The organism is Labilithrix luteola (assembly GCF_001263205.1).
Classification (GTDB): Bacteria; Myxococcota_A; Polyangia; order Polyangiales; family Polyangiaceae; genus Labilithrix; species Labilithrix luteola.
The window spans coordinates 882,060-899,779 of record NZ_CP012333.1 but is presented as its reverse complement, the minus strand read 5'-3'; the positions used below and the strand labels follow the sequence as shown (position 1 = coordinate 899,779).

General features: G+C 66.5%; 16 protein-coding genes. 10 read left to right on the top strand and 6 right to left on the bottom strand.

Translation table 11 applies throughout. From position 1 onward, the window contains the following. The first annotated feature begins 18 nt into the window (after positions 1-18). From AKJ09_RS04125 to AKJ09_RS04100, 6 genes are read left to right on the top strand one after another with little or no spacing between them, the layout of a single operon-like run. Entirely contained in the window at positions 19-675 is a 657-nt protein-coding gene (locus tag AKJ09_RS04125) for an RNA polymerase sigma factor (protein WP_146645871.1), read from the top strand. Then, a complete protein-coding gene (locus AKJ09_RS04120) occupies positions 672-1,388 on the top strand; it encodes an outer membrane protein assembly factor BamD (protein WP_146645870.1) in 717 nt (238 codons plus the stop codon). The genes AKJ09_RS04125 and AKJ09_RS04120 overlap by 4 nt, the downstream gene beginning before the upstream one ends. Positions 1,389-1,441: 53 nt before the next feature. After that, positions 1,442-2,701: a hypothetical protein gene (locus AKJ09_RS04115; RefSeq protein WP_146645869.1), complete on the top strand. Its 1,260-nt coding sequence runs from the start codon at positions 1,442-1,444 to the stop codon at positions 2,699-2,701. Then, the gene (locus tag AKJ09_RS04110; RefSeq protein ID WP_146645868.1) at positions 2,698-3,150 is read left to right on the top strand and encodes a hypothetical protein; all 453 of its coding nucleotides are present in this window, start codon (positions 2,698-2,700) and stop codon (positions 3,148-3,150) included. Before AKJ09_RS04115 ends, AKJ09_RS04110 begins: the two co-directional genes overlap by 4 nt. Positions 3,151-3,155: 5 nt before the next feature. Further along, a complete protein-coding gene (locus tag AKJ09_RS04105) occupies positions 3,156-3,920 on the top strand; it encodes a beta propeller repeat protein (protein WP_146645867.1) in 765 nt (254 codons plus the stop codon). Beyond that, a complete protein-coding gene (locus tag AKJ09_RS04100; RefSeq protein ID WP_146645866.1) occupies positions 3,917-5,230 on the top strand; it encodes a hypothetical protein in 1,314 nt (437 codons plus the stop codon). The genes AKJ09_RS04105 and AKJ09_RS04100 overlap by 4 nt, the downstream gene beginning before the upstream one ends. Positions 5,231-5,659: 429 nt before the next feature. Here AKJ09_RS04100 and AKJ09_RS55485 read toward each other — a convergent pair whose 3' ends face one another. Continuing rightward, positions 5,660-5,794: a hypothetical protein gene (locus AKJ09_RS55485; protein WP_275936608.1), complete on the bottom strand. Its 135-nt coding sequence runs from the start codon at positions 5,792-5,794 to the stop codon at positions 5,660-5,662. 105 nt (positions 5,795-5,899) lie between these two features. On the opposite strand from AKJ09_RS55485, the gene AKJ09_RS04095 reads away from it, so the two are divergent. The 3 genes from AKJ09_RS04095 (at position 5,900) to AKJ09_RS04085 (ending at position 9,129) form a co-directional block, all read left to right on the top strand. Further along, on the top strand, positions 5,900-6,574 hold the full coding sequence (locus tag AKJ09_RS04095) for an RCC1 domain-containing protein (RefSeq protein ID WP_146645865.1): 675 nt from the start codon (positions 5,900-5,902) through the stop codon (positions 6,572-6,574). Continuing rightward, the gene (locus AKJ09_RS04090; protein WP_146645864.1) at positions 6,571-8,352 is read left to right on the top strand and encodes an IgGFc-binding protein; all 1,782 of its coding nucleotides are present in this window, start codon (positions 6,571-6,573) and stop codon (positions 8,350-8,352) included. Before AKJ09_RS04095 ends, AKJ09_RS04090 begins: the two co-directional genes overlap by 4 nt. 72 nt (positions 8,353-8,424) lie before the next feature. Further along, positions 8,425-9,129, top strand: a complete 705-nt coding sequence (locus AKJ09_RS04085; protein ID WP_146645863.1) for a hypothetical protein — start codon at positions 8,425-8,427, stop codon at positions 9,127-9,129. A gap of 118 nt (positions 9,130-9,247) precedes the next feature. Here the strand turns inward: AKJ09_RS04085 and AKJ09_RS04080 are convergent, their stop codons facing one another. The 3 genes from AKJ09_RS04080 to AKJ09_RS04070 all read right to left on the bottom strand — a co-directional run bounded on the left by AKJ09_RS04080 (position 9,248) and on the right by AKJ09_RS04070 (position 13,480). Beyond that, complete coding sequence (locus AKJ09_RS04080) at positions 9,248-10,204, bottom strand: HEAT repeat domain-containing protein (RefSeq protein ID WP_169927236.1); 957 nt, start codon at positions 10,202-10,204, stop codon at positions 9,248-9,250. A gap of 8 nt (positions 10,205-10,212) precedes the next feature. Further along, the gene (locus AKJ09_RS04075) at positions 10,213-12,102 is read right to left on the bottom strand and encodes a protein-arginine deiminase family protein (protein WP_169927235.1); all 1,890 of its coding nucleotides are present in this window, start codon (positions 12,100-12,102) and stop codon (positions 10,213-10,215) included. A 175-nt stretch (positions 12,103-12,277) separates the two neighbouring features. Further along, positions 12,278-13,480 carry an LBF_2804 family protein gene (locus AKJ09_RS04070; RefSeq protein ID WP_146645860.1) on the bottom strand — a complete coding sequence of 401 codons (1,203 nt, stop codon included), beginning with the start codon at positions 13,478-13,480 and terminating at the stop codon, positions 12,278-12,280. Between the two features lie 130 nt (positions 13,481-13,610). Here AKJ09_RS04070 and amaB point away from each other — a divergent pair, with 130 nt between their 5' ends. Beyond that, on the top strand, positions 13,611-15,125 hold the full coding sequence (amaB, locus tag AKJ09_RS04065) for an L-piperidine-6-carboxylate dehydrogenase (protein WP_146645859.1): 1,515 nt from the start codon (positions 13,611-13,613) through the stop codon (positions 15,123-15,125). A gap of 117 nt (positions 15,126-15,242) precedes the next feature. Here amaB and AKJ09_RS04060 read toward each other — a convergent pair whose 3' ends face one another. Further along, positions 15,243-16,673 carry a hypothetical protein gene (locus tag AKJ09_RS04060; RefSeq protein ID WP_146645858.1) on the bottom strand — a complete coding sequence of 477 codons (1,431 nt, stop codon included), beginning with the start codon at positions 16,671-16,673 and terminating at the stop codon, positions 15,243-15,245. Positions 16,674-16,847: 174 nt separating this feature from the next. Beyond that, positions 16,848-17,696 carry a prepilin peptidase gene (locus tag AKJ09_RS04055; RefSeq protein WP_146645857.1) on the bottom strand — a complete coding sequence of 283 codons (849 nt, stop codon included), beginning with the start codon at positions 17,694-17,696 and terminating at the stop codon, positions 16,848-16,850. Positions 17,697-17,720 lie beyond the last annotated feature (24 nt).

Below are 17,720 nucleotides of genomic sequence, written 5' to 3'. Positions count from 1 at the left end.
GATCGGAGGAGAGTCGTCGTGTCACTACGGCGCGTGCTGACCCGGTCGGCCGCCTCGGCGGCTGCTCCCAACCTGTCGATTCGCGACGCTCGCGAGAGCGAGGCCGAACGCGCCGCGCCCTTAGCGGCTCGCACGGCCGAGGAGCTCGAACGAGAGGCGTACCTGCGCGGAATGGTGCACGAGCACTTCACGAGCGTGTGGAGGTTCCTCCGCAGGCTCGGCTTCGAAGAGCACGTCGCCGACGACGCCGCCCAGGATCTGTTCTTCGTCGCGTTCCGGCGCGCCTCCGACATCCGTCCCGGCCGCGAGCGCTCGTTTCTGTTCGGAGCGGCGCTGCGCATCGCCATGAAGATGAAGCGCAAGGAACGACGCGAAGTGCCCGTGCAGTCGTTCTCTCCGCGTCTCGAGCCGGCGACGAATACGCCGACGCCCGAGACGCTTCTCGACGACGAACGCGCGCGCGAGCTTCTCCACCGGCTTCTCTCCGAGCTCGACGAGCGGCTGCGTGTGGTCTTCGTCATGTACGAGCTCGAACAAATGACCTTGCCCCAGATTGCCGAGATGCTCGAGATCCCCGTGGGAACAGCGGCCTCTCGTCTCCGAAGCGCCCGCGATGATTTCCAGGCTCGCCTCGCACGTCATCGTGCTCGTGCGCGTCACGAGGGGGCCAAATGACCGAGGGACCCAAACGCCTCGTTGACCTCGACCCCGGCTTCGCGCGCCTCGTGGCTGCCAGCGACGTCGAGCGTCCCGCGCAAGCCCGCATCGACGAAGTTCTCTCGCAGGCAAGCGTCGCCGCCGTTGCTCCTCGCGCGATCTCGTCACGATGGCTTGCGACCGGTATTGCCGTGGGCCTCGCCGGGCTCAGCGCCATCGCCGTCGGCACGATGACGACGCGCTCGTCTTCGGTCGCCGGAACCATCGAACCTGCTCCTCACACGATGGCTGCGCCGGGCGCGGTGACCTCGGAGGCACCGGCCGAAGCGCCCGTCTTGACCGTATCGGTCGAAGACCTCGCGGCCGCGCCGGCCGATCGAGCGCCGGCCGCGCGAAGCAAAGCGCGCGCGACAACCGTAGGAATGCCTGCGGGCTTGGACGTCGCCCCCGCCGGGAGCACGTTCGACGAAGAGCTGGCGCTCGTGTCGGCGGCGCGTTCGTCACTCGAGAAAGGTGACTCCGGGAGCACGCTACGCGCCGTGTCGACGTACCACGAACGATTTCGCGACGGCCTGTTTGCCCAGGAAATCGAGGTCATTCGCATCGAGGCGCTCGCCGCCTCGGGCGAGTCGGGGCGTGCCCGCGAGGCGGCCGAACGATTCTCCGCATCGCATCCCAAGAGTCCGTATGCCGATCGCGTTCGCTCGCTGATCGGACGACTCCGTCACTGATTCGCGTGGCGTCCACCCGTGGACGCGCGACCACGCCAACTTCGGGAAGTATTATGGAAGAATACCGTTCGCACGGCCCTGCGCATACGCACGGTCACGCTCGCGCGAAGCTAGGTACGCTCGTCGCCGGCTGCATCGCTCTCGCGGCGATCGCGGCCTGCGCTGCCACGGAAGGGGACGCGATCATTCTCGGCGACGGCGTGGCCGACGCAGCGGCTCCGTCCTTCATTGCGCCGCCGGACGGCGCTCCCGAAGCCGCGGCCGACCTCGTCGAGTACTGTCCCTCGGACAAGTGTCCCGCCGGTCTGACCACGTGTCCGAATTCGCGCTTTCCGTGCGATACGGATTTGCGTGTAGACCTCAATAACTGCGGTGCATGCGGGATGGCCTGCCCTTCGGGGCAACTCGGCGCGGGTCGCGAGACATATGCGTGCGTCGACGGGCGTTGCGTTCTCTCGTGCAACGCCTCGGCGGCCACGATGGATTGCGACAACGCACCGGACAATGGGTGCGAGACCGATCCGAGCAACGACAACTGCGGAGCATGCGGGAAGACCTGCACGGACCCCGCCAAGCCGTGCGTGCCTCGGTCGATCCTGGGTGACTTCGGTTGTGGCTGCTACGCACCGATGATCCCGTGCAGCTTCGGCACATTCCTCTGGTGCCTGGACCCGACGACCGACGACAACAACTGTGGCGCCTGCGGCAACAGCTGTCCACGCGATGGAGGCGGTGGTCTCCCGCAACCCGCGAATACCTACTACGGGTGTGCCCAGAGCGCGTGTGGCGCGCTGAAGTGTTCGACGACCTTCGGCGACTGCGACGCCGACCCGGAGAACGGCTGTGAAACGACCCTCGTGTCAGACGACAATTGCGGTGGTTGCGGCGTCGCATGCGAGGCAGGGCAGAAGTGCCGGCTAGACCCCATGGGGTTTCCCCAATGCATGTGCCCCGATGGCTTGACGTTCTGCGAGATGGGATGCTTCGGCGACACCTGCCTCGGTGAATGCAAGGACCTCGCGACCGACCCCGACAACTGCGGTACCTGCGGCACTGTCTGCGTCAAAGTCGGGACGAGCACGAGCCAGGGAGTCTGCGAGTTCGGTACGTGCCGCCGGAAATGCGCTCAAGGTCGGGCCGACTGCAACGGCAACGCTGCGGACGAATGCGAGATCGACACCGACAGTGACCCGCGCAATTGCGGTGGCTGCGGGAAGGTCTGCGATGCCATCGCGGGTCAGGCGTGCGTGCGTGGCCAGTGCGTGGTCGAGCCGTGCGACAAGCGCGATGCGGGAGCGGTGGAAGCGCGATGAAGACCTCTCTCTTCGTTCTCGGAACCTCGGTTTTTGCAGGGGCCGCGGCCGCGCTGGCAGCATGTGCCTCCGAAGGAGACACGACGGTCTCGTCACCCGATGCTTCCTCGAACATCGTGATCTCCGACGCCGCCCAAGGTGATGTGGATGGCGGTGATGGCGGCGATGACGAGGGCCCGTGCGTCACGGACTGCGAATGGTTCCCCGACACGTGCACGGACGACGCGCTGTGTATCAACGGGCCCTTCGATTCCACGGACCCCGATGCGGGGCTCAATCCGTTGACGCAGATCAATCTCATCACCGGACGCTCGGCCACCGACGTCTGGGCCGCCGGTGCGCTCGGGGGATGGCCCACTTCGACGGGACTTCGTGGTCGCGATCGATTTCTGGCAGCAGCGAGACCTTCCACGGGCTCTGGTTGCGTGATTCGGGCGAGGTTGCCCTGACGGAGTTGACGCGTATCTACTCGCGCAACATCGCGGTCGATGGCGGACAAACGCCATCGGTGGACGGTTGGACGAAGCGCGAACCGCCGACGATTCCGTCGGGCTTCGACCCGTTGGCAATGAAGATGACGTCCGGCTGGGGAGCACCCAGCGCCCAGTGGATGTGGTTGGCCGCGGCTGCGGATTCGGCGAATTCGGGCACGAGTGGCGTCTGGCGCATTCGGGTTTCTCCCTCGGCGACTCCGGAGATCGGGATGGTGCTCAAAACGGGAGTCTGCACGGCGTTCTCGTGTAGCCAGATGCTCGCGGTTCACGGCGCCTCATCGGACTCGGTCTGGGCCGTGGGAATGGGCGGCGGCATTGTCCATGTCACGGGCGCCGACGGCGACAATCCCGTCGTGACGGCCCACAACAGCCGCTCGTTCGACGCGCTCTCCGGAGTCTGGGCCGCTTCCGACACAGACGTATGGGCGGTCGGAGTCAGGGGCCAGATGCGCCACTACCGTGGTGACTCCGTGCTCTGGGACGTCGTTGCCGACGTTCCTACGTCGGTCGATCTCCATGCCGTCTGGGGATCATCTCCAAAGGACGTATGGGCGGTTGGCGATGGTGCGGTGGTGCTTCACTACGACGGCACGAGCTGGTCGCGCGTGAAGATTGCTGGCTTCGGCAAGCGTCGACCGAATCTGACAACGGTGTGGCTCGCAGGGCCGGGTCACGTGTGGGTCGGTGGCAAGGGTGTCGTTCTCTCGCTCGGAGGCAAGTCATGAGGAGGCTGATTCTCCTCTTCGGAGTGACCGTCGGAATCGCGACGGCCGTGGCATGTGCGTCGTCCGAAGAGCAACCGAAGGCTGCCGAGTCGGACGCGGGCCCCTCGACACCGATTCTCGAAGCAGGACCGCGACCCGACGAGGACGTCGACTCCGCGGTCTCGCCTCCAACCTGCAGTGATGCCGGCTGGTGCATCACCTCGATGCCGGACATCGACTTGGTCTTCAAAGACGTCTGGGTCTTTCCGACGAGGGCCTTCGCCATTGCCGAAAGCCCGACGGTCGGCGTGAAGGTTCTCGAATGGGAGGACTCACGCGCGAGCTGGCAGTACATCGACGACGCTACGCAGAACGAGCCCGGATATGGCGAATATGCCGGAGCCATCTGGGCGGCGAGCGAGAACGAAGTCTTCTACGCCGTGTCGAAAGGCACCATCTACCACGGCATACGTGAGAGCACGGCGGGGCCATGGACATGGGCGCGCCAGAGCCTTCCCGACAACGCGCCCGACGTCGGCACCAATCACGATCACGGCCATCCGTATTATCAGCAGCTGGTTGCCAACAACCGTCCGACTCAGTATCCGGCGCTCGGCGTCTGGGGGACAGGGCCGAACGAGGTGTACGCGTGGTATTCGAATACCGTCTTTCGTTGGAGCAGGGTCGATGGCGGGCCGCCTGCATGGATTGCCGACTACGTCGCGGACGATGTGGACGATCCGTTCGAGCACTTCTACGTACTTTCGGTGAACGGGAAGAGTGCGGATGACGTCTGGGTATCCCTCGCTCGGGACCGGTATTGGGGGGCTTGCGCGGTCGTCCTGCACAAGACGCCCTCCGCCTACGAACGCGTGGCCGACGGCGTCGTCCAGGGCGACAACACGTGCACACCTCGCGACGGGATTTCGATGGTGGGTGGCGCCGAAGGCTGGATCACCGACTTGCAGATCGAAGGCCCGAATCGAGTCGTCGGACTCAAGGGAACGCGCGATGCCGTGCGTCTCGAGATGGACGGCGACGGCGGGCTCACGACCGCGGTATCGACAGTTCCCCGGACCGTGTCGCAACAGCCGTTGTGGTCCTTCTGGGCTGGGCAAGGGGGGCAGGAGGGGCAGCGGTGGCTGACCGGGTGGGGGATGGTCGTGCGCGAGAAGGGCGGCGACCCCTGGGATGGCGGCACGTTCACCCTCTCGACGATTTCGTTGAACGGCGCGCCGCTCGACCGCCCGATGTATCGAATTCGCGGCAGCTCCAACGAGAACCTCTGGGCGATGGGATTTCGAAATGCGCTTCACAAGACCACTCCTTGATCGCCGGACGGCAACAGCCGGTTTGTTCTTCGTGGCCCCGCTCGTGACCGGATTCGCTGCCGCGAGCTGTGGAAGCTCGGACGAGCGCGCGACCGGCTTCGATACGCCGGATGCTGCGGTATCGGAAGCGGCCTTGCCGCCCGCGCAAGAGGCCGCCGCCGACGTGGTCACCAAGGACGCTGCGCCCTTCGAAGGCGGAGCACTCCCGGTCGTGTGCGAAGGCTCGCCGTGCGCCACGTCCCTCGTCACCACGCTGGGCGCTCAGGAAACGGATCGCGCCGAAGGATTCTGCGTGCGGCTGGACGACGGGACGGTGGCCTGCTGGGGTGCGGGCGCAGCTGGGCAGCTCGGTCGCGGCGACGAGACGAGTGCCGAGGACAGCGCCACGGCGGCACGTGTCGAAGGCGTGAGTGACGTCGTCTTGCTCGATCACACGTGCGCGCTCGACAAGCAGGGCGACGCCCACTGCTGGGGAACGGGGCCCTTTCTGCAGACCGCGGCGGCCACGAGCAAGGCGGTCACGCCGGTGAAGCTGCCCATTCCGAAAGCGAAGAAGGTGGCCATGACGTTCCAAACCGCCTGCGCGGTCGTCGACGCCGGCGTTCTCTGCTGGGGATACAATTCGTCGGGCCAAGTCGCCCCTACAACGGCGTTTCGTATTACGTCTCCTTGCCGCCGACCGCCGTGGCGCTGCCATCGGGAGCGCCCATTCGCGACCTCGTCGTGGGCAGTGCCTCCTTCGTGCTGCGTGAGGATGGCTCGACGGTCAGCTGGGGAGCGAATCCCCCGCTCGCACGATCGTCGCCGCTATTCCCCGATCCGTATCCGCAGCCGATCGACCTCGGTGGAATCGCGAACATGGATGTTGCGCGCGACAACGCGTGTGCCGTCGCCGGCGGCGTCGGGTATTGCTGGGGAAGCGTCGATTGGCACAATGTCTCCAACCCGCGCAGCAGGACGGACCGCGCGCTGCCAGAGCCGGTCGACGCGCCCGAGCCCCTCGTCCAGATCTCGACGACGCCCGTGGTCACCTACGAGGATTTCGGTTCTCCGGTCCGGCAGCCGCAGCGGTGGTGTGCGTGTGGAGCGTCGGGCGACGTATGGTGCCAGGGCTACAACGCGAGCGGTCAGGCCGGTGACGGCACCAAGGACTACGCGTACGAGCCCGTGAGGGTCGGGGGCCTGCCGGCGCCAGCTTCGCAAGTCAAAACCACGCCCGATGCGACGTGCGCGCTGCTCACCAACGGTAAGGTCTATTGCTGGGGAAGCGATTTCTACGGGCAGCTTGGTAATGGGAAATTCAAAATTTCGAGCCTCGTGCCGACGGAAGTGGTGCTGCCGTGAGAGTGCTGACGACCATCCTGTTCGTGACCTTCGGCGCATCGTTGGTCGCTACCGGCGCTTGTGGGAACGACAACCGGGGATTCCTGACAACGGTCGGAACTTTCGACTCGGACGCCGGGACCGACGCGGGCGCTTGCCCGCTCCAGTGCTCGCTCGACGGCCGCTTCGTCGTTCGATCGTGCACGGGTGAGAAGATCGAAGACTGTCCTCCGGAGCAAGCGTGTGGTGACGCGAAATGCCAGGAGCCCTGCGCGGCTGCGGCCGTGGCTCGAAGTTCGAATGGTTGCGACTTCCTCTTCCAGATCCCGCGTTTCAACAAGTACAGTCTGCAGCATTGTTTTGCGACGTTCCTCGTCAATACGTCCGCGGTTCCGGTCGACGTTGCGCTCGAGTTCGACGGTAAGCCCATCGATATTTCGAAAGCTCTCTACCGAACGAATCCGGGAGATTCGTCGCTGATCCAGCACGATGGTCTCATTCAGCCAGGCGACAGCGCGATTCTCTTCGTCTCCGACCGCGATCCGAACATCAGACGACCCATCGAATACCCTCCTCATGTCGCCTGTCCACGCGGCGTGACGCCGGCCGTCCTCGCCGAGTCTACGCTGCCGGTCGGCGTCGGGATCGGGAAGGCCTTTCGTTTGACGTCGAACGTACCCATCGGCGCGACGTCGATGTATCCGTTCGGCGGAGCTGGGAGCTTCATCCCGATGGCGACGCTTCTGTTGCCCGTGGCGACGTGGGGGACGGAGAGCATGATCGTCAACGGGTGGGAGGCGACCCAGGTCGGAGTGCCTGCAGCGCACATCTTCGCAGCCGAGGACGGCACCACGGTGACCGTCACCCCGACGGTCGACCTCCAGGGGGGAAACGGCCTCCCGGGGACGCCAGCGCAAGTTCCTGCCACCTACCGTCTCGAGAGAAACCAGATCCTCCAGCTCGCTCAATCCGTCGAGCTCTCGGGAACCATCGTCTCGTCGAACAAGCCGACGAGCATCGTCGGCGCTCAGTCGTGCGCATTCGTTCCGTCACGCGGAGGCGCTTGCGACGTCCTCGCCCAGCAACTCCCAGCGTACGAGCAGTGGGGGTCGGAATACGTCGGCGTCGGCTATCGGCCGCGCACGGGCAACGAGCACGAGCCGATGCCGTATCGGATCGTGGCCGCGAAGGACCACACTCGCTTCGATTGGGATCCCGAGCTCCCGATGGGCGCGCCGCTCGAGCTCGCTGCCGGGCAGGTGGTCACGTTCTGGTCAGGAACGGGTGACGCGTTCGTCGTTCGTTCTCAGGACGCCGACCACCCGTTCTACCTCGCAGCGCTCATGACGGGACCGGATAGCGACGGCTCGTCCATGGCGCCGAACTACGGCGGTCGAGGCGATCCGGAGTTCGTCAACGTCGTCCCTTCGGGGCAGTACTTGAGCTCGTATAGCTTCTACGCCGACCCGACGTACGCCGAGACGTCGCTCGTCGTCGTGCGCTCGAAGAACCGCGACAAGTTCGAGGACGTCTGGCTCGAGTGCGCCGGCACCCTGACGGACTTCCGCCCCATCGGCACGCGCGGGCAATACGAGTTCGTTCGCATCGACCTCTCGCGCAACCACGAAGCCGGTCAGGCGTTCGGCAGCAGCGTGTGCCGGACAGGCCTGCAGCGCATGCGCAGCGACGGGCCTTTCACGGCGACACTCTGGGGATGGGACCTCTACGCGAGTTACGCCTATCCGGGCGGCATGGCCCAGCGAAAGCTCGTCAACACGCCGCTGGCGCCGGTCCACTGAAACGGCCAGCGCATATGCGCAGGAATGCGCGCCGGACATTAACCCTGGCGAAGCGCGTCCGTTCTCCATGGCATGGCGTTTCCGCGTGCTTTTCGAGGACAGACCTGGTTCGTCCAGCTTCCGAGCGGTGAGATCGAGGTCGTGACGTCGAGCGCGCTCGAGCGTGCGTTCCATTGCGGCCTCGTCTCTGCGCGCACGCCGGTCCGCGCGTTTGCGACGCCGATCTGGACGACGCTCGGGGAGGCGGCGTCGTTCGAAGATGGCGAGCCCTCGACCATCTCGAGCCTCGCGCCGATCGCCATGGCCTCGATTCCACCAGCCGACGACAGCGCGCAGTGGCGCGTGGGAAGCTATCTCGAGACGATGTTCGAGCCGCCCAAGTCACGAACGATCGGGGCTGTCGCCATGATGATGGGTGCGGTCATGGCCCTGGCGGCGGTCGGTATCGCGCGCATCCCGAATGCCATCGCGGGGGCAGGGGCCTCGCACGCGGCGGCGCTGGCCAGGGAGAGCCCGAAGGCGCCCGAGGCGATGGCGCTGCCTCCGCCGGCACCGATACCGCCCCCGACACCAATGCCCGCGGCAGCGCCCGCACCCTCCGCATCGGCGAAGCATCTGACGAACGAGCAGCGTTATCGCCTCCGCATGCAAGACGCCGCGCAGCGATGGGCGCCGCGCGACAAGACGCACTCGAAGTCGCGTACGCCGATCGAACCTCCGTCCGATCGGCTCTTGCGAGGTGGAAGTCGCTTCGATCCGCTGAACGGAGCGCTGTGACCGGCTACTGCGGCGACCACTTGCGTGGACCGTGGATTTCGGGGCCCACGATGGGCGAGGGCCCCGAAATCCACGGTCCTTTGCGCAAGTCTGTCGCGAACTCCGTTTGACTGTTCAATCAGCGCAACTGAGTTGCGCTGTAGTTCGCGTGCGTCGGGTTCGCGAGAAGGCGCTGCGAGAGAGCGTCGAGCAGCGCCACGACGTCGCGTGACGCGCCGCGCTTGGCGGCCTCGACCAGTGCGGCCGTGTGCGGATCATCCACCACGAGAATGGCGTTCGACACGGCCTTTTGCGCGCTGCCGCGATAGGTCAGGTACGCATTCACGAGGGAGCGGGCGGCCGTTTCGCGAACGGCGCCTTCCTCGCTTCGTGCCGAGAGCGTCTGCCACGCCCAGGCGTTGCCGATGGTGCCGAGCGCCTTGGCAACCACGCGCGCCGTGGCGTCGTCGGGATGCGCATCGAGTCGCTTGGCGAGCAGACGCGCGGCGTCGGCGCGGCGGCACGACCCGAGCCCCGCCAAGACCGCGCTTTCGCGATCGATGCTCGTCTTCGAGAGCTCGAGCGCACGCGTCAGCGCGGTGAACGCTTCGTCCGTGCCGATGCGGCCGAGGGCATCGGCCGCGGCCCGCGTGACGTCCGCGCTTCGCTCGCGTTCGAGCACGCGCCCAAGCACCGGAACCGCCCGTGCGTCGCGCACGATGCCAATCGCCTCGACGAGGCCCACCTGCAAAGCGGACGACGCGGTCGGCGTCAGACCCGTCGGTGCATGGGCATCGAACGCCAACATCTCGAGCATCGGCATGAGGGCGCGCGGCCCGAGCGACTTGAACTGCATCGTCAACGGTGTGCCGGGCTTCCGCGCGGCCGCGTCGAGCTCGTTCGCGCGCGAGGCGATGTCGTGGACGGCCTTGAAGAGCTCGGGGACTTCGACGCGGGCGTGGTCGATGTCCGACCGAAGCGACGACGCCGTCTTCGCGGGGAGCTCCGCCGAATCGATCAGCACGCCGGCGGCGAGAGCGTCGGCACTCGCTCCGACCAGGGCAAACGCGGCAATCGTGGTCAGGCAAAGTTTCATGACGTTCCTCATCGTCCGCTCTCCCACCACTTGGCTTCGGGGATTTGCCTTGTGGCGTTCGTTCCGCAATGAACTTCGCCCATGTTGGCGTGATAGAGGTCCCAGTCTTCGGCCCAATGCACCGTGATGCCGAGCGGCGCGAGCTTCGTCTCCATTGCGGCCTTGAAGATGTCTTGTCCGCCGATGACGGGACCATGCGGATCGGGCGCGACGAAGTGCGTGGGCGAGATGTAGAGCCCGTTCACCATGCCCGGCTGATAGGCAATCGAGCCCTGGCTGTACGGCATGTGCAAATACGGAATACGGATGATCTCGTCTTCGGTCAGCCCGATTTCCGACTTCAGAATGGCGAGCTGCCCTGCGACCTCGGTGGCGGCCTCCGCGCTCGCCTGCATGACCTCCGTGTCGGCGAGGACTTCGCTGATGGTCACCTGGGCGGAGGTGCGCCCGTCCCACGACTTGCCCACGAACATCGGCTCGTTGCCGTGACCCGCCTGGACTTGCTGCTGCAGCATGGTCTTGGCCAGCGTGGGATCGTTGGCGAGCACGACCCAACCGCGCGCGTTCGGGGCTTTGACGAAGGAGAGCGTCTCGTCGACGTGCCCGACGAGAAGCCACGACGTGTCGATGTAGATCGGAGTCTGGACCGACTGCGACTCCATCATGGTGAGGAACGTCTGGTCCGGGTGGTAGCTCGCGATGGATCCGCGGAGGATTCGTCCGAGCGGGTAGCTCTTGCCGCCGTTGGTGTAGGGCGGAACCGTCTCCAGGTTACCGAACGAGTTCAGCGTGTCGTTCTGGCCCTGGCGGGAGGGGTCGTATTGCTGGATGGCCGCGTTGTCTTTTCCGCGCAGCGCGAACACCAGCTTGCCAGCGCTCCGCAGCGGATTCGTCGACGAGTTCGGCTGGAACTCGTTCGCCGAGCGAATGTTGACGCGCATCGCGTGCTGCTCGCCGCCCGGGCCGGGCATCGACATGAAAGCGGTCTCGAAGAAATCCTGCGTCCACTGGTCTTGTGTGGACGTGACGTTCTTCGGTGCAGGAACGCCCGCCGCGGTCGCCGCCGCCGCGAGATCGTTTCGCGTGGCGATGCTGCTCGCGATGTTGAGCGCCGTTACGTACGTGGTCTCGGTCGGAAGCAGGTGGTGATAGGTCATCAGCGGGGAGACCCGCATGCGGACCTTGTCGGTCTCCTTCGTGCCGTTCCGATCGACGGTGAAGGTCACGTCGACGAAGCCGTCCCAAACCTTCGTGTCGCGCACGATGTCGCGCCCCTCGATGGCGAGCTCGATGCCCGCGCGCACGTCGGCCGTGGTCAGCGCGTCACCCGAAGCGAGGACGGTGAACGCGCCGTCCTTCACGCGGAAGAGGCGAACGCGCTCGGGCGCGCTCACCGTGATGGTGCCCATGGTGCCGTCGGGCGCGCTCGCAAAGGGCCTGGTTTTCAGGCGCGCGAGGTCCAGTGCGTCGTCATCGCCATTCACGATGTCGTCGGCGGCGTCGTTGCACTTCGGCAAGTCGACGTCGTTGCCCGTCGCCGTGCACTTTCCTTGGTCGTCGTCGATGTTCGCGAGGAAGACGGCACCGTGCTTCTCGTCCCAGGCATCCTCCGCGTCGTCGTCGGTGGCATCGTCGAAGTCGATCGTTCCGTCGCGGTTCGTGTCCGCACGAAGATCGACGTCGGAGGGAGGCGTGGACTTGCCGGGATCCTTCGTGTCGCCCGGCGTACCCGGCGAGCCTGGCTTCGAGCCCGAGGAACCGGGCGTTCCGGACGGCTCGGTCGAGGAACCAGCGGGGCTCTCGGTGAGCGGCGCGCCAGGCGACTCCGAGGATCCACCGCAGGCGGAAACTGCGAGGACGGAAGCCAGAGCCGCGCAGGGGAGCCCGCGACTACGCACGAAACGCTTCGTAGGGTGCTTGTCCGGCGTCATGAGCGGCGCCGCCCGTGCAAGAGCTCGGCCACGCACGCGGACTTCGACAAATTACGTGCGTCGTGCACGTGTTTTCGCGATGCCGTGAACGAAGCGTCACTCTTCGCACGCTACGAATGTCCTCGTTCGAAACGTGACGAGCTCAGAGTGTCTCGATCAGGTCCCAATCGATCGCGTCGCCTGCGAGGAACGCACGGCGCAAACGTTCGACGGCGTCGAGGGACGTCGAGCGGCCGCAGGTCCGGCGCGCTTCGCGGAGCAGGTTGGCTTCGGCGCGTGTGATGCGCCCGTCGATGACGGCGGCGACCGAGAGAACCTTCAGCACCGTGCCGCGTTCGGCTTCGTCGAGCATGGCGAGCTGCATGAGGAACGCCTTCGGATCGTCGACTGCGCCGGCATCGTCGATCTCCGCGATGCGCGCCTTGGGCTCGCGCCGCGAAACGACGCCACTACGCTCGACCACCTCCTCGAGCATCGCCACGAGGTTCGGATGCATGTCTTCCGTTCGCACGATCGAGCTGGCCACGGCACGCATGGTCGTAGCGAGCGCGCGCGGTCCGAGCGTGGTCGGTCGTGGAGACTCTCCGGGCAGGGGAGGGGCCCCGTCGAAAATTCGGTCGATCATCTCGCGCGCCGCGGAAGGGCCCATCGCTCGCACGCGTGCTTCACGCATGATCACCCAGCACACCCACGCGTTCCACGCAGCGGTGATGGGCACGGCCACGAACGGCAGCCACGCGCGGACAACGGCTCGGCCGAGCGCGCGACGAACCAGCGCCTTGATCGCGAAGTTCGAGACGCTGACCTTCGCCTTGTAGACGAACGAGGCCGCGACCAGACGCAAGCGTGACGCTTCGCGGAATGGATTGACGCCGAAGAGCTGCCCCGTGGGGTTCGGGAGCTCCAGCGCCGCGCGAGCCATCGCGCTCGCGAGCGCAGCTTCGTCGGCCTCGTGTGGGAACAGGTCGAGACCTGCCTCGCGCGAGAGCCGATGAACGGCGCGGAGTCCGTCCCAGTAGAGGTAGAGAATCTCGAGGATCGATGCGACGACGGTGACGCTGCCGGTGACTGCCCAGAAGCGGACCGTGGCCGAGAGCGGAGCGTGCGATGGATGGTGACCGAGGATGGGCTGCGCGAGCACTTCGGTCGTGGCCGCCACGACCGTGGAGAGCGCGCCCGCGATGGCTGCGCGCGTCACCGCCTGACGGACGGTGCGTTTGAGCGCGGCTCGCTCCTTGGGGTTCAAGAAATGGACGCCGTCTCCGACGTCGACTTTCCCGTGCTGACGCGAAAGGCGGCGGAAGTACCCCACCCCGACGCGAACGAGCAACGGCGGCTGATTCACGACCCGCACAGTATCATCCAGCGGCAGCGCCTTCCGCGACGATCGGTCGTAATTTTCCCGTCGCCGTGTGTCACGCGCAACGGTTCAGCTCGCTCTTTTCCACGCGCCCGAGCCGCGCTAAGAGCCCTTCATGGACATCGCGAAGCAGCTCCGTGCCGTTGGCCTCGACCCCGCTTCGTTCGAGCGAGGTGATCTCCTCGTGCGGTCTCCCATCGACGGAACGGCGACCGCTCGTCTCGAGACGCACGACGCGAGTGCCGTCGACAAGACCATCGCCCGAGCCCATCAGGCTTTCCTCGCCTGGCGCTCCGTCCCCGCGCCGCGTCGCGGTGAGCTCGTTCGTCTCTTCGGCGAAGAGCTCCGTGCGCACAAAGATCAGCTCGCCGCACTCGTGACGATCGAGGCCGGCAAGATCGTCGCGGAGGCGCGCGGCGAGGTCCAGGAGATGATCGACATCTGCGACTTCGCCTGTGGTCTCTCGCGCCAGCTCTACGGGCTCACCATCGCCTCCGAGCGACCCGGCCATCGCATGGGCGAGACGTGGCATCCGCTCGGCGTCGTCGGTGTCATCAGTGCGTTCAACTTCCCCGTCGCCGTGTGGGCGTGGAACGCGGCGCTCGCGTTCGTGTGCGGTGACTCGGTGGTCTGGAAGCCGTCGGAGAAGACGCCCCTCACCGCGCTCGCGTGCCAGTCGCTCTTCCGTCGAGCATGCGCGCGTTTCGCGGAGTCGGGCGCGGCTGCGCCGGAAGGTCTTTGCGAGATTCTCCTCGGCGACGCGAAGGTGGGCGAGCGCCTCGCCGACGATCCGCGCGTCCCGCTCCTCAGCGCCACCGGTTCGACGCGCATGGGCCGCGCCGTGGCTCCACGCGTGGCCGCGCGCTTCGGTCGCTCGCTCCTCGAGCTCGGCGGTAACAACGCGATGATCGTGACGCCTTCGGCCGATCTCGATCTTGCCGTCCGCGCGATTCTCTTCAGCGCCGTGGGCACGGCTGGCCAGCGCTGCACCACGCTGCGCCGTCTCATTGCCCACGAGTCGGTCCGCAACGATCTCCTCGCTCGTCTCGAACGGGCCTATTCGCAGCTCTCCTCGAAGATTGGCGATCCGCGTCAAGGCAGCACGCTCATCGGGCCGCTCATCGACGGCGCTTCCTTCGAGGCGATGCAGGGCTCACTCGCCCGCGCGCGCAGCGAGGGCGGCGAAGTTGCGTTCGGCGAGCGCGTCTCGGTCAGCGGCTGCGAGGAAGGCTTCTACGCGCGCCCCGCCATCGTGCGTATGACCAAGCAGACCGACGTGGTGCGCCACGAGACGTTCGCGCCGATCCTCTACGCGATGTCGTACGGCGACATGAACGAGGCGATCGCGATGCACAACGACGTCCCGCAGGGGCTGTCGTCGTGCATCTTCACGAACGACCTTCGCGAGGCCGAGCGCTTCCTCTCCGTCGAGGGCTCGGATTGCGGAATCGCCAACGTCAACATCGGCCCGAGCGGTGCAGAGATCGGCGGCGCCTTCGGCGGTGAGAAGGAAACGGGCGGTGGTCGTGAGTCCGGATCGGATGCCTGGCGCAACTACATGCGTCGCGCCACCAACACCGTGAACTACGGCAAAGACCTTCCCCTCGCGCAGGGCATCGTGTTCGGCTGAACGGCACGTGCGCCGCTCGGCACCCGCGTGATCGACGAGGAGGGAACGGCAGCCGTCGAGGCCTGGATCCAGGGCATCGCCGGGTGCCTTTGAGTCACGCGTCGAGGGAGTCGGCGCTCAGCGCTTCGGAAGCGGAGGCGGTGCCGAACGCGCCTGCGGGCGCTCCATCTCATCGTCGAGCGATTCGAAGGTGAGAAACTCGTCGCTCGGCGGTCCTGCGGGCACCGGCGTCTTCGTGCCGGGAGAGATGACGGACACCATGCCCGGCGGTGGCGCGGGCCATTCGAGCGACGAAGGCTTCGCCGGAACGTCCGATTCGCCCCACGCCTGGCGTGGATTGGCAGCCACGTCGCCCGGGCCGCTCTGCATCAGCGTCGCCATCATGGCCGCGCGCGCTTCTTTGAGCTTCGGGCTCTCTTCTTCGCTCTGACCCGCGCCGCCGAGCGTCGGAATACTCGGCGTGTCCTCTTCGATTTCGACGGGGACATCGTCGACGATATGGGCGGTAGCGGCGGCCACGGGAATCGGCGCAGTCATGCCCGAGTCACGACGTTCGCGCTCGGCCAGCGCCACACGCGCCTTCACCACTTCGGCCTCGGCGGCCGCGAGGATGTCGTGCGGTGCGTTCATCGTCGGGTACGCCTCGGCCACCTTGTCGTGCTTCGCCGTGAGCGCTTCGGCCGGGACCTTCGGATGTGCTGCAGTGACTGCGGAGGCCGCCGGCGTCGTGGCCACGGCAGGATTCGTGGTCGCTGCCGCCGGTGCGGTTGCCGCCGCTGGCGGAGCGGGCCTGACGCTCTTCGTTTCGGGCTTCGTTTCGAGCTTCGCTTCGGGCTTCTTCTCTTCGACCGGTGGTGGTTCGACGAAGAGCCCCACCTTCTTCGCGAACGCGTCGAGCGCGAAGAGGAGCGCGTCTTGAGCGGTTTTGGCCAGGACCGTTTCCCAGCTGATGGCGCCGACGATCCCGGCTGCCGAGCCATCACCGCTCTCGTGGATCTTCCGAACCCACGCGACGATCTGATCTTTGCTCAGCGTGTCGCAGACGACGTCGGTGCCCTTCAACTTGCCGCCGCGTCCCTGGACGTTGAGGAGAAACCACTTGTCGTCGATGAGGTGCAGCTCGCGTGCCGTCGCGAGCGCCTTCTGGATGGCGACGCCCGAGAGCTTGCCCTGACGCCAGAACGACCACCAATCGGGAAGCGCGATCCAATCGACGAGGACTTGCGACGTCACGCCCTCTTCGAAGGTGGCATCGTCGATGTCTCCGGCCACGAGCGCGTCGTGGACGACCTCGCGGACCTTGTCGTCCTCGTCGCGACTCGCGGCCTTCGCGCCGCGAATGCCCCAGGCCGAGAGCACGGGGCCGCGGACCTCTTTGGGCATGTGGACGAAGAGTTGGTCCTTCGCCTTCCCGTCGTCGTGAGGAAAGAAGTGAGCCACGAACTCGCGCGCCGTGCGTACGCGACCCGCTTCGCTTCGACGATGCTCCTCCATCGCGAGGCAGAACTTGGTCACCGCTTGGCTGCGATCGTTTCTCGGCTTGGTCACGCCATGTCCTCCGTCATCGTTCAGGGTATACCGACGAGGTCTATTGCCGAGAGAGCTACTTTGCGTGTGTGCGGCTTCAGGACAGCGCACCTATCCCGACGAGGGCGCGACGAGGGCGCGAGGGCGCGGGGGCTGCCGTTGTGTGGAGGCGTGCGCGCCTTGTGATTCGGCGCATCACTTCGATAAGAGCAGCTGCTGGGCGAGCCTCGCGATCGAGTCGCCGAAGAATAGGAACTCGAGGCACGCGAGGACCAGAAAGGGACCCATCGGCAGTCTCATCGCCGAGGCGCGTTCGTCCTCCCCTTCCTCGGTGTCGACCGCCATCGGGTCGTCCGCCAGCAGCTCGCGCGCCTCTTCGTCGCCGGCCTCGGCGCGCGCATGAAGCTCGACCATTTCACGACGGACACTCTCGGGGACGGGGAACGAGCGCCCTGCGAGGCGTAGAATCCAAGCGCCCAAGACCACCTGGACGGCACCGGCGAAGAGCACCCAAACGGCGCCGAGCGGGCCGAACCACGCACCGGCAAAGAGCGTGAGCGTCGTGTCACCGAAGCCGGCTCCCGCGTGGCCGCGGATGCGCCGGTAGAGAAACGAAGGCACCACCGAGATCGCGAGCGCGACCGCGACCCCGAGCAGAGCGGCCGTCAGACCTCCAGGATGCAGGGCGCCGAGCGCGACCGCAACCGCGGCGCCTCCGAGCGTGAGCTCGTGAGGAAGGACCATGTGTTCGAGGTCGATGGCGGCCGCCGCGAGCAACATGACGAGGAGGCCGAGTTGGCCGGTGACCAGCACGGCCGAGGCGACGCTCCCGAGCGAGACGTGGACAAGTGCGCTGCCGCAAAGAGCGCCGAGGAGGGCGAGCACCACGTTGCGACGTGTACGCTGCCGTCCCTCCACGAGAGGAGAGATGCGGTGAAGACGCGGGAGGACGTCCGCGAGCCTTCCCGCGAGCCAACCGCCGGCGACGCCCAGCAAGAGGCCCGCCGCCCGCGCGAGGTGAGGAGAATGGTCAGCGACGCCCATGCGCCGCGTCGGAGCTTACTGCAG

Excerpts from the sequence above, each read along its gene's own strand:
- AKJ09_RS04120 (WP_146645870.1), top strand. The coding sequence starts at position 672 with ATGACCGAGGGACCCAAACGCCTCGTTGACCTCGACCCCGGCTTCGCG.
- AKJ09_RS04115 (WP_146645869.1), top strand. The coding sequence starts at position 1,442 with ATGGAAGAATACCGTTCGCACGGCCCTGCGCATACGCACGGTCACGCT.
- AKJ09_RS04110 (WP_146645868.1), top strand. The coding sequence starts at position 2,698 with ATGAAGACCTCTCTCTTCGTTCTCGGAACCTCGGTTTTTGCAGGGGCC.
- AKJ09_RS04100 (WP_146645866.1), top strand. The coding sequence starts at position 3,917 with ATGAGGAGGCTGATTCTCCTCTTCGGAGTGACCGTCGGAATCGCGACG.
- AKJ09_RS55485 (WP_275936608.1), bottom strand. The coding sequence starts at position 5,794 with ATGGCCACCTTCTTCGCTTTCGGAATGGGCAGCTTCACCGGCGTGACC.
- AKJ09_RS04085 (WP_146645863.1), top strand. The coding sequence starts at position 8,425 with ATGGCGTTTCCGCGTGCTTTTCGAGGACAGACCTGGTTCGTCCAGCTT.
- AKJ09_RS04080 (WP_169927236.1), bottom strand. The coding sequence starts at position 10,204 with ATGAAACTTTGCCTGACCACGATTGCCGCGTTTGCCCTGGTCGGAGCG.
- amaB (WP_146645859.1), top strand. The coding sequence starts at position 13,611 with ATGGACATCGCGAAGCAGCTCCGTGCCGTTGGCCTCGACCCCGCTTCG.
- AKJ09_RS04055 (WP_146645857.1), bottom strand. The coding sequence starts at position 17,696 with ATGGGCGTCGCTGACCATTCTCCTCACCTCGCGCGGGCGGCGGGCCTC.